This window comes from Saprospiraceae bacterium (assembly GCA_016717265.1).
GTDB lineage: Bacteria > Bacteroidota > Bacteroidia > Chitinophagales > Saprospiraceae > Vicinibacter.
Map to the genome: position 1 here is coordinate 468,203 of JADKFX010000001.1, position 16,192 is coordinate 484,394.

Genomic DNA, 16,192 nt, shown 5'->3' on the forward strand with positions numbered 1-16,192 from the left:
GTATACGAATAATCAAATTTATTCAACAGGATTGTTTTAAACCTTCCTTTTATTAAAAATACCGCTCCTGCAAAACCTGGATATGATGTAAGGAATGTCCTATAAGCAAACAGGCGACAGCCCTTGCAGAAATAGGGTTTGCATCTGGATCTCCAATGGCCTTACTCTGCTCTTCTGTAAGATTTTCAAGTAATTTTTCAGTGCTTTGTCGAACGAGCTTAAATTCCAAAACTAAATCCTCCATTGCTCTTTCAGATACATCAACATTTGCAGCATATAAATTTTCATCGACACTTGCTAAACTTGTTTTTGTATCACCCCTGGCGGCAACTAAAGCGCGATATGACATCACCCGTTCTGTATCTAGTATATGCATAAACATTTCTTTGGGCGTCCACTTAGATTCCTCGTATCGAAAATTCTGTTTGCTTTCTGGGATTGTTAAAAAACAATCCATCGTGTAATTTGTATTTTGATTTAAATAAGTCAAAATATTTCCTTCCGGCACTAAACGAATATATTTGTCAAAATACGGTTTGTATTCATTGGATTCAGGTTTATTCATGCCTATCGATTACTTCATTAGAAAATTTATTTTCATTTAATAGTTGATTTTTTGCATGCTATAAATTGCAATAGAAAATTAAATTTTAAACAGAATTATTTAAGCATTGATTTCCGATAAACCATAATTCCTGTTAAAACAAACCAAATAGTAACGGCATAGCTCATGGGTAAATAATCATTTGGATCTTTATCTAAAATCATCAATAAACAAATGCTTAGGCAATTCCTAATACAGTGGCATAAATACCAAGCCATCGTTCCAAAAATTGACCTCTTAATAATCCCCAGCCTATGAATACAAATCCAAGATGTGTAAACATTCTCCCAAAACGTTTAATACAACTTGCCCATTCATTGGTGACTTCTAAACTTGCAATGAGTGCATTATGCTGTTCCACGGGTATGAGCCCAACTTTCCATTGCGCAAAACCCCCTGTATGCATGTAATAACCTTCGGCAATTCCTGCCACTAACATCCCAAGACTGCAGACCATAACCCCGGCATTTAACACAGGGCTCGCAGTTGAATTCTGATGTAAACTGCTTAAAGCAACTATGCCAATGATTCGAATAAAATAACCAAACACCAGAATTTGAAAAGAACGCACCCAAAATTCCAGATTATTTGTGATTATGGGTAACATGTCCAAACTGAAATTCAGAGTAACACTGACAGGCATTATAGTATAGCCTGCAAATACAAAGATCCCACCTATTAATAGGCTAAGACCTGTAAAACGAAGATTAAATTGAGAGTCCATTTGAGTTTTTTGTTTAAACCCAAAATTAAACAAAAGCCAGAAATTGAATGCTATTTTAAATTACCAGCGCTATTTTGCAATGAAGCTTTAAACTAAAATAATAAAATATTAAATGAAACTTCTTAATATAAGGAACTTTTAATCATTATTTCTCCTTGATTTGAATTCCTAATTCCTTTAATTGTTTTTCGTCAATTTCTGAAGGTGCATCAATCATCATATCTCGTCCCGTATTGTTTTTTGGAAAGGCAATATAATCGCGAATAGAAGTATGACCTTGCATAATGGTGCACAAACGATCTAGTCCGAATGCAATACCACCATGGGGCGGAGCGCCAAACTCAAAAGCACCTAATAAAAAACCAAATTGGGACTCTGCTTCTTCTTTCGTAAATCCTAATATTTCAAAATTTCGAGCTTGTAATTGTCGATCATGAATTCTGATGGATCCACCTCCAATTTCAGCTCCATTAATTACCAAATCATAGGCAGCTGCTCTTATAGATGATAAGATTTCCTTGTTTGAATTTTGCATTTTATCAAGATCTTCTGGAAGTGGACTCGTAAACGGATGATGCATTGCAAAAAATCGATTGGCCTCTTCATTCCATTCTAATAGTGGAAAATTTAAGATCCAAAGTAGTTTAAATTCACCTGATTTTATTAAATCGAGTTTCCTTGCAATTTCTAATCGAAGTGCTCCTAATTGTTTTAAAGTAGTTTCCTTCTCACCTAATAAAATAAATACGATATCCCCCTTAGCTGCTCCAATTTTTTGGGCTAATTCGTGTAATTCTTCATCACTATAAAATTTTCCGATAGAAGATTTAATACTGTCTTCTCCATATTTAATATAGATCAATCCTTTTGCACCAATTTGCGGACGTTTTAGCCACTCTGTTAATTCATTTATATCTTTATTACTAAAGGCAGATTCTTTTCCATTTGCGATGAAACCATAAACAGAATTTGCAGAATCAATCAATTGAAATCCTTTGCCTTTCATTAAGTCAAGGTTTATAAATTTTAGATCAAAACGAAGATCCGGTTTATCAGATCCATAGTTTTCCATGGCATCATCATAATTCATTCTTTGAAAATCATCCAATTCAATATTCAGACAATTTTTAAATAAGGATTTTGTCAGTGCTTCAAAGGTTTGTAAAATATCTTCTTGTTCTACAAAAGCCATTTCACAATCAATTTGGGTAAACTCCGGTTGTCTGTCGGCTCTTAAATCCTCATCGCGAAAACATCTGACGATCTGAAAATATTTGTCCATTCCAGCAATCATTAAAATCTGTTTAAAGGTTTGAGGAGATTGTGGAAGTGCATAAAATTGTCCTGGATTCATACGACTTGGAACGATAAAATCGCGGGCACCTTCGGGTGTTGATTTTATTAGATAAGGTGTTTCGATTTCTAAAAAGCCATATTCACTTAAAAATTTCCGCGTTTCAAGTGCTACTTGATGACGGAATATCATCTTCTCTTTTACAGGTGTTCTTCGAATATCCAAATATCTATATTTTAACCGAAGTTCATCACCTCCGTCACTTTCATCTTCAATTGTAAATGGTGGCACCTGTGAAATATTTAAAATTTTAAAATCAGTCACCTGAATTTCAATCTCACCGGTAGGTCGATTTAAATTTTTACTGCTGCGCTCTTTTACGATTCCGGTTGCTTGAACCACATATTCCCGTCCACAACTGCGTGCTAAGGTACATAGCGAAGCATCCTGTTCCATATTGAAGGCTAATTGTGTAATGCCATAGCGATCCCGAAGGTCAATAAAACTCAAACCGCCCAAATTTCTTGTAATTTGAACCCATCCGCTCAGTGTAACGGGCATACCAATATGATCCATTCTTAACTCTCCACAAGTGTGTGTACGATACATAATTTAAAATTAGGGCACAAAGATAATCGGAGACTTATAGAAATTAACGAATTGTGTAAATTCCAACAATTGAAAATCTAAATTGATTCTAATACCAATTGTATTTATGAATTACAAGAGTTCATGCCACAGGCTACAAATAAGGAGTGTAAATTTCCCTAAGGATTCATTAGACTAAAATATTTGTTGAAGTAGTATAAGTACTATTTTATTTAAATCTAAATGCCAAATATTAAAAGAAAAATTGCTAGTTGTATTGACGGTATTTTGATGTCATACTCACAGAAATAATCTTACTATTACTTGTAATAAAAGCCAAATCTGCAGCTTCACTACCTTTCGATAGAAAATAAATCTCAACAGCTGGTATAAACCATCCACTTAAATCTGGAAAAGCATCTTTTAATCCTACATTTAGTGTCCCCGTTAATGCTTCCTCGTTGGAAGTCAAGATTACATTTCTTGAATACAAAAATTGCCAGGAAACTACTCCGCGTGCAAAAATATTATTTTCAGAGGCTGTTTTATTATCTAGAAAGGAAACTTTAAATTCACTGTCCACGTGTTCGTCTGTACATACATGCTCAACTATTTCACTCCATTGATAGACGCGATTACTTCCTTCCATATAAGTATTTAATTTACCATTTGATGCATCAAATACGTTATTTCCCAATAAATAAAGATCATAGGTATCTTTTACCCCACAAGGAGAATCGTCTAATAATTCACAGCCTGAAAAAAGGGTGAATAATAAGCCCAAGATAAAGACTTTAAACAGTTTCATTGTATGTAAAAATTTATTATTTTAAAATTGATTCGGGCAACCAAAATAATACAATTTGAATCAAATACTAAAATTTTTATTCTTTTCCTTCATTTATTAAAATATCGATGCATTCTGTGTAGACAAACTCCATCGTATCTAAAAGCAATGCTACTAAATATCCCTGACCCTTACCTTGGTTTTTGAAAACACATCCACCATCTAAATTGATGCAATTTCCGGTTTGCTGTAAGAGCGATTCTAATGGTATCGGTGTGTGCCCGTGAATTAATTTACGGTTTCCTAATTTGGCATCCACTGGTTTGATTTTTCGGGACCATAGCATCGCTGTAGTATCTTCAAATAGATTTGCTTTTTTAAAATTAAGACCAGCATGGACCAGGATAAAATCAGCTAATTCGACATAATAAACCGTTGAATTAATGAAATCCTGATAGCTTTTAGGGAAATCTTGAAAACGCCTGACTCCAAAATCTTCCATAGTCGAATCACCACCATTTAATAACCATTGGAAATAGGAAGAAACATTATTGACAGAATCGATCATAAGCTGCTCATGATTCCCTCTCAAACAGTATATCTGATAAGCATTTTCTTTTAATTCAAGAATCGTATTTATAACTCCTATGCTATCCGGCCCTCTGTCAACAAAGTCACCCAATACATAAATTTTGTCCTCAGAGCGAATGGCTAACACCTCAAAAAGGAGCTTTTTGAAAGTTTTATTGCAGCCATGGATGTCACCAATTACAATTCTTCTTTCCATTTTTTTTCCTACAATATAAGAGGCTGTCAAGAGGGGCCCATGGGAATGCTATACAATCAACCCAAAAAATACCTATCAAACAGTAATTAAATCCTGTAAAATAAAGATTTTAGATAAGCAACTGCTCGATATTTCAAGGCTTAGCCTGATTAGAAGATCTGGAATTTTGAATTCCCGGGTAAATCATTAAAACATATTAAATGGATCAAATTCTTTTAAAATACCATCTGTGTTTATTTCTGTGGTCCTTATGTAAGTTAGAATGAAATAAACCTTCCATAATTTGATATTATTAAAAATAAAAATTTTATTATCTTGCTTTCGAAAACACTATCATTTCAAGCTCGTCTTGAATATTTATTATCTATGAAACACCTAAAATTAGTATTTTATGTTAGTCAAATTATTTTCTGCGGCCGGTCATGGCGTAGATGCTTCTACCATTACCGTAGAAGTGAATGCTGGAGGCACTGTAGTCACCGGTAAAATAAGTTATTGGATGGTTGGCTTGCCAGATAATGCGATCAAAGAAGGGTATCAACGCATTCAATCTGCAATTCGCAATATTGGGTATCAATTCCCACGAGTAAAAATGGTCATTAATTTTGCACCAGCTGATATAAGAAAAGAAGGTTCTGCATACGACCTACCCATTGCACTCGGGATATTAGCAGCAACAAAACAAATATCCACTGCAAAATTTGATGAGTATTTAATCATGGGAGAACTCAGCCTCGATGGCAGTTTGCGACCATTTAAAGGCGTTTTACCAATTGCTATTTTAGCAAAACGAGAAAAATTTAAAGGAATTATTGTTCCAAGAATAAATGCAAGAGAAGCTGCTATCGTTAATGATCTGGATATTATCCCAGTCGAAAATCTAATGGAAGCTGCAGAATTTATGGATGGTCGACTTGAAATTCCAACACTTGTTGTTGAACCCCGGGAAGAATTTGCACAAAGTCAAACACATTATTCAAAAGATTTTGCAGATGTAAAAGGACAGGAAAATATTAAACGCGCATTAGAAATCGCTGCAGCAGGAGGACATAATGTAATTCTTATAGGCCCTCCTGGTGCAGGAAAGACTATGCTCGCGCAAAGACTTCCTACCATTTTACCTCCTTTAAGTCTTCAAGAAGCATTGGAAACTACCAAAATTCATTCCGTAGCTGGTATTTTACCAAGTGATTCAGGCTTGGTAAATAGCAGACCCTTTCGATCACCTCATCATACGATTTCTGATGTTGCTTTAGTAGGTGGAGGTTCAAATCCAATGCCGGGAGAAATTTCATTAGCACATAATGGCGTTTTATTTCTAGATGAACTTCCTGAATTTAAACGCGCTGTGCTGGAAGTTTTAAGACAACCTATGGAAGAACGAAAAGTGACGATCTCGAGAGCTAAAATTTCAATTGACTATCCATCTAGTTTTATGCTGATTGCCAGTATGAATCCTTGCCCCTGTGGATTTTATAACCATCCTGAAAAAGAATGCGTTTGCGGTCCTGGTATTGTAAAAAAATATCTGAGTAAAATTAGTGGCCCTTTATTAGACCGAATCGATTTACATGTTGAAGTAACACCAGTTTCTTCGGATGAATTAATGGAAAATACAAAAGGATCCGAACACTCCACGCAAATCAGAGATAGGGTAATGATTGCAAGAGATCGGCAAGAAAATCGATATACTGATTTTATAGATTTGTATTGCAATGCACAAATCCCATCTAGTATGGCAAGAGAAATCTGTGCTATCAATCCTGCTGGCGCTACCTTATTAAAAACGGCCATGAATAAATTACAACTATCGGCAAGAGCATATGATCGTATCCTTAAAGTTGCACGTACTATTGCAGATCTTGGAGATAGCGATGAAATAAAAATTGAACACCTGGCAGAAGCTATACATTTCCGGAGTTTAGATCGCGAAGGTTGGGCCGGCTAACAAATTGAATATCCGCTTTTGTAAATTTTAAGATAGCATAACTCAAATAAATGAAAAATAAAAACGATCCTATTTAATTAATACTAAAGTTGTATAGTATTAAAATTTATAAAAGCCTCACTATTCATTTATTAAAACTTTTGTCTTTAATAAATTTTACATTTTCTCGAAAGCCCTTCTTTGATTGCCCTGTACGCTAATAAATTGAATAAAATAATATCCTGGACTTAAAGATTGTATATTAATTTTTCCATCTTGCAGATTCAAAGTTCGAATAATTTTCCCTTCTGCATTCAGTAGTATTAAGCTTTCTGGTTTTATACTCGACTTTAATTTAATCGTAATATAATCTTTAGTTATCGTAGGATATAATTCAAATAAATCGATCCTATCAACTTCAGATACTGCAGTTCTGATTGGAATCGTTATCTTAATTATTTTCTCACATTGATTCGCATCCGTAATTATTAGATTATAATCACCTGCTGCTAAAGAGTCTAATTTTTCATTATTTATTTTAAATGTAAACGGAGCGGTTCCACCAGAAATATTCAAATTTGAAATGCCACCATCCTTTTTACCTGGATTTGCTGACTTCGTATTAAATGTTGCATTGATATCAGCAGGTTGTGAAATTGTGAAATTATAAATATTTTCAGTATTTTTTGCTGAGGTAATGGTTACTGAATAATTTCCTGCCGCAACATTTGTAATTTTATTTGTCTTACCTCCAGTACTCCAATTAAATGTAAAAGGATCAGCACCTAATAAATCTTCTATTTCAATACTGGCTTTTCCTCCAAAACAAGGGATCGTATCTTGCTTAATTTTAGTAATCGTTGGAATACTGCAAGCATAACCAATAGTTTTACAATGAATATCCTGATCGCAATCACCTTCTGCAATCAAACAAACTTCCTGAGACGTTTTATTGCAATCTAAAATGGCATCTATTTCACTAGCATTCAAAGTATCTTTACCAATCACCCATTTTACATTTCGGGTATTTTTCGATTCCGATTTTAAATGTATAAATTCATAATCCGTCGTAAATACAAAATCCGATTTAGGTGCACCTGCCTGAAGTTTTGTTATCGTGTCCCGAATACCTTCAGACAAATTATAAAAACTACCACTTGCGTTTGTCTCTAATTTAACTGCCCGAATCATATATTCAAATTTAAACCCAAGTCGTGGACATAAATCTTTATATACGGTATCGGTTACATTTTTTGCTATAACCTCAAATTGAGTATTTCCTTCTGTTTTGCGATAAATATAATATCCATCGGTAGCACTTGCTGATCGTGTCCATCTCAATTCGATATGTGGACCCGATTCAACGGCTTCTAAACTAGATACTGCTTCTATCGGAAACATTGCTAAACTAGGGTCCCCCAATAAAGCAATATGGATAGATCTGGGACTAGACCCTGCATTATAAAGTACGGTATTATTCATGCTTAATCGGGCTCCATATCCTATATGATCTCCCATGGCCATATGATGCACTGCCCAATGAGGTCTTCCTGCCCAGGCGCATGTTAAAATGGTGCCACTTCCTAAAGAAGATCGCATAAAATTATTTTGACTATCCCAGTCTCCAAAATAACTACCAAATAAAAATGTGAATACAGTTTGCAAGCTATCCGTTGCCATATTTTGTGATGTTGAAATCCCACCTGCACTGGTATAACTTCCACCACCGGAACCATAGGAACACAGGTACGATTTTTTACGCAAACTATCCCTATAATTACCATATTCAACATTCGCAGGATTAAAAAATACAGAGAAATTTTTCATTCCAGTTTGACCGAATGCTTCATTTGCAAAATTAAAATTATCAAGTACAATGCCCCGTTTCTCAGCTTTTATTTGGCCTGTTCTCCAAAGATGATTTTTATTTAGATAGGCACGAGTTAATTCAATTTCATTTTTACTAAAAGCTGGCAAATTTGCAAAATCAGCGCGTCCAACTTCCAAATCAATATCAGATGGAATTGAATTTTGGTCAAATTTACCATCTCCAATAATATTTTTATTTTCTGCTCTGCTAGCTCCTGGATCACTCACTAAAACATCTGTCCAATTCCCATCGAGATCCCCATAATAAGCATCTGCTGGCCAAGCTCCTAGGTGATCCGGTACATGTCCATCAGGTGCAATATCTCCAGAATACGGAACTTTCACATGACCTAAAATGAAGATTGTTTTTAGATCCGGATTTAATTTCTTTAAGTCAATAATTTTTGTTCGAATATCTACCACGGTATTTTTTGCAGTTGGCACATACGTTAATACATTCCAGGCTTCATTTGCTAAATCTGATTTCCAAATATTAATTTCCGTTTTTAACCGGGCATTAATGGTACTGTCAACCAATAATAAAATAGATCCTTTAATTTCAGTCGCAGGCAATTTTATGGAAGCGTAAACATATCCAAATCCATTCCCTGTTGGACTCACTTTAGAAACTCTATATTCATAGCCTTTGCCAACTTCTATAGTTTTATCAACATACCGGCTTGAATCTTTTGAAACATTGGCAATTGCATTTCCCCAAGAGTTCGCTGTTTTGTTTTTACGAAAAATATAATAATTCGTGGCATCCGGATCTTTTATCCAATTTAAGGTAATACTAGCAGGGTTTTCTTCAGTTTCAACCCAAAGTAATACAGAAGCCTTAATGCTATAATTTTGGGAAGTAGCTATAAAACTCAATAAATTGGCAAATAGAAATGTCAATATAAAACGCATAGTAGGAAAATTTAGGTCGAAATTAAGGAAAATACTGGAAACCAAAAGATTAATATTTACAGCCACATTTATTTCATAAAACCCGATTTCGTTTTTGATAAATGCCCCTCTATCACATTTTTATAAATAAATATTCTAAATAATATAAAATCATTTAAGAATAAAATTTGAATCTTGTTCTAAATTAAAAAAATACTGCACTTATAATTTTTCCGTTTGGTTGAATCAGGTAAAAATCCAACCATTGCTAAAAAACATATTCCATAAATAAGTATTCCAAATAGTATTCAATAAAATTAAACCAATTGCATTTAGTATCTGTAACGATCTAGTCAATGATTTATAGCGAATTAAAAATAGGGAAGTTGCAACTAACAAATAAAGTCCAAAAAATGAAAACTGAAATCGATTTCCACCATAATTCACAATATAAAGAAACAAGAATAAAGCAATGGTGAGCATACTAAAAATTCGAATTGTCCATTTTATAGACATTTGAGAATACGAATTCAAAAATATAATTAAGAAAATATAGAAAAATGGAGAAGCCAAAATAAATCTAAAAAAACTATGCAAATTTCCTCCTGATGTCAAACAGGTAAAAAGAAAAATACCAATCAAGTAAAGCATGGAAACCAATTCTAAATATTCAACTTGATAATTGGCAATTTTTAAAAAGTAAGGATCCTGATTTTTAAATTTATTAATTAGAATATACAGAAATAAAAGAAACACAGGAATGCATACAAAAAATATTGCGAAACTTGTCAAACCGAAACCTTCAATAGACCAATCCGAGATTTGCCTAAATACTTGAATTCCTCCGGACCAGCTCTTTTGCGCTTCCCAAAATGCAGTCCATGTATTTGTATAAAAATATTGTATCCATATCACACACAGGTAGGCTAAAATAAACGGAACGGATTTTAATACTGCTTCTTTTAGAAATGCAGAAAAGTTTTTGGTCTTTAATAGTAATAAAAATTCAATCAATAAAATTGGAATCAAAACAAAAACAGTGGCTGGTCTCACCATGCACATTAAAAAACAACCGACAAAAAAAATCCAATATTTCTTATTCAAAATTCCTAAAACCATGATCGTAGCAGTAAATAGGAATAGTGCCTCTGTATAAGGGAGATAATAAACAATGGTGGAAGGCAATGAAATGAAAAGCGCATAAAGCAGATATTTAGAATACAATGTAGTTTGTAAGAATTGCCAAATTAACACTCCTATAGATATCATAAACAGGAGATAATTGATCATGGAAATCCCGATGGTGCTGCTCCCTGTTAGTTTCCACAAAAGCGGAAAAAGTGGAAAGAATGCAGCTCTTACCTGGCCATAACATTTAGTTTCAGGTTGGTACATTCTTTCACTAATGCATTTGTAAATAGCTGCATCCCAAGTATCAAAATGGTCCTTTTCTATTTGTAAAAATGGTTTTGAGACTTTTTTAATTTCAAAATTATTCCAATCCCCAATGCGCTCATAGTTTTCTGATATGATCCCAAGGGTATTGTGATAAATGTACTCATTTTGGAAAAGAATAAATACACCCAAAAATAGAATTAAATTCAGGATGCCAATTCCAAACAGCAGTGTAATTTGTCTTTTCATCACAAGATTAAACAAACGGAAATTAAACTTTTCTATGATTCTTTGTTGAAGGTATCAAACTAAATTCAAAATTAAAATAACACTTGGATTTGGATGTCTTCCAAAACCTATTATTTGAAAATTTTAAATACCTCCAATTACATACATTTGATCCATGGTTGGCGAAGGAAGTCCACCTTGAGGTTCTAAAGTGATTGCAAAAGCTTGTGCTTGAGACACAAATTTAATTTCTTTAAACATCGTATTTCTAGTACCTATATCAAAAACGCCTAGGTCTACAGGTTTACCAGCAACAATGGCCCATAATTGATATTGCTTTTTAGCCGGACTTGGTGGAAGATCTAAAATATCTAAAAATATTTTTGCCGACACGGTATCATAATATATAGCTGCAATTGATTGAGGAGACTTTGCAGTCCCTTTTAACAGCACTCGCAGAGAATTTTGATTGCGTAATATATCCAACTGCTTTCCACAATCAATCAACGAAAGGCTGTCTTGAAAATAAGCTTCTGAGAGTTGATTGAACTTTTGATGTTCTACTTGTAAATCTAATTCCAATTTACTGCGATCCATCCAAAGATAAGCAATAAAAAGGCATAATGGAATTGCAATTGCTAATATCGTTTTTATTAAATTATTTCTTACCCGGGTTTTTATTGCAAATGCATTTTTCTCCAATTCAATGGAATCAAATATTTTATTTTTCAAGGTATCTGGTACTTGAACTGCATATTGTTTTGCAAATTGTTCAAGTGCACTTTGTATCGTATTAAATTCAGTTTGAAGTTCAGGATGTTGTTGTAGTAGCATTCTAATTTCTTCATTCTGCTGCACAGTCGTTAAACCTAAAGCATATTGCTCCAGAATTCCAGAGTTGATATATTCTTGTATGTCTATTTGTTTTTTCATTCAAAAAAACGTAAAACGATTAGCATAAATGTAGATAATGCGGTGCGAAGCATTTTAATAGCGGTATTAATTCTTGTTTTAACGGTACCTAATGGTAATTCAAGTTGATCTGACACTTCTTGTTGTGTAAATCCCTTTAAATAGATTAAATCGATTAGTTCTTTATATTTAGGTTCCAATTTATTTATTTGTTGCATTAGTCCACTATCTGAAATTTGATTTTCCTCGCTATGTGATATACTATCATATACGCCTGGACTTAACATTTGGATTTTTCTATTTTTTTCTTTGCGCGCTACATCGATCGCTGTATTTCTAATGATGGTTAACATCCAGGTAAATAAAGAAGCAATTTCAGGATTAAATTCAGTTAAATTTTTCCAGATTTTAACAAATCCTTCTTGCAAGGCATCGTCTGCTAAACTTTTTTCATCCAGAATGCGCAATGTAACACCATACATGGTATCTCCATAATGATCCATCAATAGTTTCAACGCCAACTCCGGGGTCTCGTTGCGTAGTTTTAAAAATTGAGGAAGTATGGTATCTGTCTTAGCCATATATTCTAAGTGGCTAAGATAGGCCATTCGTGCATAATTTTAATCCTATTTGCAATTTTTTCAAAGATTGGTAAAAATCAGAAGGCCTATTTCTAATTCCGAATATTCTAATTCCTAAAAAGCAGAATTCAGAGTGCTGCGATAATATAGTGTATGTTATAAATTCTGTCCATTTATGTACTTAATATGAATTTTTAGATAAGTTTTTAAAATTTAAAGAAAAAGGAAATCCAATATCCAATTCCGAATCGTATATCTAAAAAATCAAATTATGAAATTAAAATTTGTACTATTCAGTCTTTGCTTCTCTTATATGACGGCTATTTTAGCTTCGAGTCATAGAGAAGCACCCCTTATTGCAAACGATCCATTGGCCGACAATGTTGATTTGTATGCTTTTAGAAGTCCCGATAATCCGGGAATGATTACCTTAATTGCGACGTATGTCCCTTTACAACTTCCACATGGAGGGCCAAATTATTACAGTTTTGGCGAAAACATACGCTATGAAGTCCATGTGGATAATGATGCCTCCAAACCTGGGGATGAGATTACTTACCGCTTCACTTTTAAACAGGTGAATGAAGACCCGACTACGTTTTTCAATATTCGTCTTGGAAAACAAAACTTAAAAACGACCTATACTCTTGAACGGAGTATTGATGGCGGACAAACCTTTGCTGTTATTGTTACAAATGGCATCGTGCCTCCAACAAATATTGGGGCACGTTCTATTAATTCACCGGTTGGTTTAGGTACAACGTATGCAAGTTTAATGCAGGGCGCTGTTCAAAATACAGCTTCCGGAGAACGGGTATTTTGTGGACCAACAGATGATCCATTTTTCGTGGACTTAGGCGGTGTATTTGATTTAGGAGATTTACCACGTCAAAATGGCAAAGCTCGCGATGGATTAGCGTGTTTAAATGTAAGTGCAATTTGTATTCAAATACCAATCGCAACCTTACTAAAAACAGGTGCTCCTGCAAATCCTAGAACGATTTTAGATCCTGATTATGTAATTGGTGTTTGGGCTTCGTCAAGCAGAAAAGCAATCAGAACGTTGACTCCTGGTGGAGAAGAACATGCAGGAAATTGGGTTCAGGTTTCCAGATTGGGAATGCCATTAACAAATGAAGCTGTTATTCCAATTGGTTACAAAGATTATTGGAATGGTTTAACACCTTATCAGGAGCTTGCAGATACTTTATTAGATAATTTCTTTTACAATCCAGAATTAGCATTGTATATGGATGATGCATTATTTGGTGGAGCTGTACCTGGTTTTTCAAAACTTAGAATTCAAAGAAATTCATTACAAGCCTTTGACTTTGGTTATGGAAAAGATGGTTTATTTGGTTTAAAAGGAAACGCAGCTTTGACCGGTACCGCCTTAGATGATGCTATCTTTGGTACTTTGCTATTACCTGGAAAAGGAAAAGCGCGGTCTGTTGATTTATGGCCAACTTTTCACACAGGAGTACCAAACTTTAAACCGTATCAATTAGCTACCGGTAAAAACGGTAACCCATTAGCAGAAGGAAAGCCATTCATTCATAATTTCCTTCCTAATGGAGGAGATATGTTGCGATTGAATATGGCCGTTCCGGTAACCCCAAGAAATGATGCTGCATTTAGCACTTTAGGATTAATTCAAGCATGTGTTCTTGGATTAACAGATCCCAAATATGCAAATACAAATATCGAATTTATTCCAAATATGGATGGCTTTCCAAATGGAAGACGTCTCGAAGATGATGTAACCCGTATAGAATTACAAGCTGTTTCTGGTGCTGTCTTAGCGGCTATAGGTTTATGGTATGATGACTATACCGCTGGAAGTCCAAATCCTGTTACTCCAAATTTACTTGGAGTGCTTACCTATTCAACTGGTGTTGAAAAAAATGATGTGGCGTTCAGATCTGATTTTCCGAACCTGGCAATGCCCTGGTCTGGTGATGGCGAATGTGGTGGCAAAGTAGTAACCGCAGTTCAAAATCCTGGTGGTGGTATTATAGGATTGGAAGGTCCTAAAGTTTCATTAGCAAACTTCCCAAATCCAGTTGCAGATTATACAACCATTAAATTGAATACACAATTTGATGGAAGAGTAAAAGTGGATCTTCGGAATGCAGAAGGAAAAACAATTCAAACTTTAAGTCAAAATACTTTTGAAAAAGGTTTACATGAATTTACGGTGGATTTAAGCAAAATTAATGCAGGTATTTATTTTGCAACGGTTATCAGTGAAAAAGGCGGTATCCTTGGAAATACGAAATTGATAAAAATTTAAATTGCATTTTTGAAATAAGTCCTTATAAAATTTCAAAATAAATAAGGACTTATTTTTTTTAAAAAAATTAGTTTACAAATCCATTCAAATTTAAAACATGAAACTATTCCTCTACATTTCACTTTTATTTTGCACTCTGTTTGCATGTACAGATCAAGCTAAAGTAAGCTTTGAAACACCTGCACTTTTAGAACGCTCAGAAAAAATCCAGTATTTTAATGAATGGTCTGAAATAAGAACAAAGTATGCAGATCTCAAGCATATATTAACAAAAGATGCATCAAAAATTGATGCGCTTATTCAATTAACAAATCTATTTATTGCAGAAGCAAGAGTTACAGGTGAACATGGACATTATTACCCTGCTGCAATGACCACTATTACACAAGCCCTAAATCAAAAAAATATAAGTAAAGACCAAAAATTTATGGCCCTAAGTGCAAAAGCAAGTATTGAATTATCCTTACATAATTTCAAAGAAGGCTTGAAAATTGCACAGGAAGCAATTACTTTAAATCCTTATAATGCACAAATTTATGGAGCCTTGGTAGATGCATATGTTGAACTTGGACAATATGATAAAGCCATAGAAACAGTAGATAAAATGGTTTCCATTCGACCGGATTTAAGATCTTATTCCAGGGTTTCTTATTTAAGAGAAATCTATGGACTGCCGGATGAGTCTATAAAAGCAATGCAAATGGCAGTAGAAGCTGGAAGTCCGGGTAGTGAAGAAAAATCCTGGGCTGCACTACAATTAGCCCAATTATGTCTACGGTATGATAAAGTAAAAGAAGCGGAATCCATATTAGTACAATTATTATCTGAACGTCCGGATTATCCATTTGGAAAAGCAGCTTTGGCAGATGTATATTTAAAACAAAACAAGATTGCAGAAGCTGAAAAAGAATTAAAAGAAGCATGTTTAATTATTCCAGAAGTTGGATTTTATGTTCAATTGGCAGAAATCTATAAAAAAGAAGAAAGAAAAAATGAATTTGATGAAAAAATAAAAGAAATTATGGAAATGCTTGAAGATGATATGAAACATGGACATAATATGAGTTTAGAATATGCAGCAATCTATACAGATCTATTAGAGAATCCGGATAAAGCATTAGAATATATTCAACAAGATCAAACGCTGCGCCCTGACAATATAGACATCAATCGTAGATTAGCAAAAATATATATGCTTAAAAAAGACAAGTTAAAAGCACAGGAATTTATTCAAAAAGCAGAAAAAACAAATTCAAAACATCCGGAATTAAAAATATTACAAACAGCATTAGCAAGCATGTAACTGAATTTG

12 protein-coding genes are annotated in these 16,192 nt (G+C 34.0%); 3 read left to right on the forward strand and 9 right to left on the reverse strand.

The genetic code is table 11. The features are described from left to right. Nucleotides 1-52 precede the first annotated feature (52 nt). The 5 genes from IPO86_01840 to IPO86_01860 form a co-directional block, all read right to left on the reverse strand. On the reverse strand, nucleotides 53-565 hold the full coding sequence (locus IPO86_01840) for a DinB family protein (protein MBK9726838.1): 513 nt from the start codon (nucleotides 563-565) through the stop codon (nucleotides 53-55). 217 nt (nucleotides 566-782) lie between these two features. After that, complete coding sequence (locus IPO86_01845) at nucleotides 783-1,328, reverse strand: hypothetical protein (GenBank protein MBK9726839.1); 546 nt, start codon at nucleotides 1,326-1,328, stop codon at nucleotides 783-785. Nucleotides 1,329-1,473: 145 nt separating this feature from the next. Continuing rightward, nucleotides 1,474-3,231 carry an aspartate--tRNA ligase gene (aspS, locus tag IPO86_01850; GenBank protein MBK9726840.1) on the reverse strand — a complete coding sequence of 586 codons (1,758 nt, stop codon included), beginning with the start codon at nucleotides 3,229-3,231 and terminating at the stop codon, nucleotides 1,474-1,476. 247 nt (nucleotides 3,232-3,478) lie between these two features. Then, on the reverse strand, nucleotides 3,479-4,018 hold the full coding sequence (locus IPO86_01855; protein ID MBK9726841.1) for a hypothetical protein: 540 nt from the start codon (nucleotides 4,016-4,018) through the stop codon (nucleotides 3,479-3,481). A 76-nt stretch (nucleotides 4,019-4,094) separates the two neighbouring features. Further along, on the reverse strand, nucleotides 4,095-4,784 hold the full coding sequence (locus IPO86_01860; protein ID MBK9726842.1) for a serine/threonine protein phosphatase: 690 nt from the start codon (nucleotides 4,782-4,784) through the stop codon (nucleotides 4,095-4,097). 391 nt (nucleotides 4,785-5,175) lie between these two features. On the opposite strand from IPO86_01860, the gene IPO86_01865 reads away from it, so the two are divergent. Further along, nucleotides 5,176-6,732: a YifB family Mg chelatase-like AAA ATPase gene (locus tag IPO86_01865; GenBank protein MBK9726843.1), complete on the forward strand. Its 1,557-nt coding sequence runs from the start codon at nucleotides 5,176-5,178 to the stop codon at nucleotides 6,730-6,732. 156 nt (nucleotides 6,733-6,888) lie between these two features. Here the strand turns inward: IPO86_01865 and IPO86_01870 are convergent, their stop codons facing one another. From IPO86_01870 to IPO86_01885, 4 genes are all read right to left on the reverse strand, one after another. Next, nucleotides 6,889-9,492, reverse strand: coding sequence for a T9SS type A sorting domain-containing protein (locus IPO86_01870; protein MBK9726844.1), 2,604 nt, complete (start codon nucleotides 9,490-9,492; stop codon nucleotides 6,889-6,891). Nucleotides 9,493-9,717: 225 nt separating this feature from the next. Next, on the reverse strand, nucleotides 9,718-11,115 hold the full coding sequence (locus tag IPO86_01875; protein MBK9726845.1) for a hypothetical protein: 1,398 nt from the start codon (nucleotides 11,113-11,115) through the stop codon (nucleotides 9,718-9,720). 123 nt (nucleotides 11,116-11,238) lie between these two features. Further along, a complete protein-coding gene (locus tag IPO86_01880; GenBank protein ID MBK9726846.1) occupies nucleotides 11,239-12,027 on the reverse strand; it encodes an anti-sigma factor in 789 nt (262 codons plus the stop codon). Then, the gene (locus IPO86_01885) at nucleotides 12,024-12,614 is read right to left on the reverse strand and encodes a sigma-70 family RNA polymerase sigma factor (protein MBK9726847.1); all 591 of its coding nucleotides are present in this window, start codon (nucleotides 12,612-12,614) and stop codon (nucleotides 12,024-12,026) included. The genes IPO86_01880 and IPO86_01885 overlap by 4 nt, the downstream gene beginning before the upstream one ends. A 244-nt stretch (nucleotides 12,615-12,858) precedes the next feature. Between IPO86_01885 and IPO86_01890 the strand changes: the two genes are divergently transcribed. Together IPO86_01890 and IPO86_01895 are read left to right on the forward strand one after the other, a co-directional pair. After that, a complete protein-coding gene (locus IPO86_01890; GenBank protein MBK9726848.1) occupies nucleotides 12,859-14,880 on the forward strand; it encodes a DUF4331 family protein in 2,022 nt (673 codons plus the stop codon). A gap of 97 nt (nucleotides 14,881-14,977) precedes the next feature. Beyond that, the gene (locus IPO86_01895; protein ID MBK9726849.1) at nucleotides 14,978-16,183 is read left to right on the forward strand and encodes a tetratricopeptide repeat protein; all 1,206 of its coding nucleotides are present in this window, start codon (nucleotides 14,978-14,980) and stop codon (nucleotides 16,181-16,183) included. Nucleotides 16,184-16,192: the final 9 nt, after the last annotated feature.